Raw genomic sequence first — 1042 nt, 5'->3', positions numbered from 1 at the left:
CAGATCGACAACGCTCCGGAAGAAAAAGCCCGTGGTATCACCATCGCCGCTTCCCACGTCGAGTATGACACCGAAATCCGTCACTACGCGCACGTTGACTGCCCCGGCCACGCCGACTACGTGAAAAACATGATCACCGGTGCGGCCCAGATGGACGGCGCCATCCTGGTGGTTGCTGCCACCGACGGCCCCATGCCGCAAACCCGTGAGCACATCCTGCTGGCCCGCCAGGTAGGCGTACCCTACATCGTCGTGTTCATGAACAAGTGTGACATGGTTGACGACGAAGAGCTGCTCGAGCTGGTAGAAATGGAAGTGCGCGAGCTGCTGTCCGAGTACGACTTCCCGGGCGACGACATTCCGGTTATCCAGGGTTCCGCCCTGAAAGGCCTGGAAGGTGACCCCCAGTGGGAAGAGAAGATCCTGGAGCTGGCCAACGCCCTGGACACCTACATCCCCGAGCCCGAGCGTGCCATCGACGGTGCCTTCCTGATGCCGATCGAAGACGTGTTCTCCATCCAGGGTCGTGGCACCGTGGTTACCGGTCGTGTTGAGCGTGGTATCGTGAAAGTGGGTGACACCATCGAAATCGTTGGTATCAAAGACACCATCACCACCACCTGTACCGGCGTGGAAATGTTCCGCAAGCTGCTGGACGAAGGCCGTGCCGGCGAGAACATCGGTGCCCTGCTGCGTGGTACCAAGCGTGAAGAAGTTGAGCGTGGTCAGGTTCTGGCCAAGCCCGGCTCCATCAAGCCGCACACCAAGTTCGAGTCCGAAGTGTACGTACTGTCCAAGGAAGAAGGTGGTCGTCACACCCCGTTCTTCAAGGGCTACCGTCCGCAGTTCTACTTCCGTACCACCGACGTGACCGGCACCATCGAACTGCCGGAAGGCGTTGAGATGGTAATGCCCGGCGACAACATCAAGATGGTCGTGACCCTGATCGCTCCCATCGCGATGGAAGACGGTCTGCGCTTCGCCATCCGTGAAGGCGGCCGCACCGTTGGCGCCGGCGTTGTTGCCAAGATCATCGAGTAAT

General features: G+C 59.8%; 1 protein-coding gene. It reads left to right on the top strand.

Going from position 1 to position 1042, the window contains the following annotated elements; translation table 11 throughout:
- On the top strand, positions 1 to 1041 hold a 1041-nt coding region (gene tuf, locus CGX12_RS19275; protein ID WP_094041463.1), incomplete at its 5' end, for an elongation factor Tu.
- Position 1042 lies beyond the last annotated feature (1 nt).

Origin of the sequence: Zobellella denitrificans (assembly GCF_002237365.1) — a bacterium.
GTDB lineage: Bacteria > Pseudomonadota > Gammaproteobacteria > Enterobacterales > Aeromonadaceae > Oceanimonas > Oceanimonas denitrificans.
This window is presented reverse-complemented; position numbering and strand designations above follow the sequence as displayed.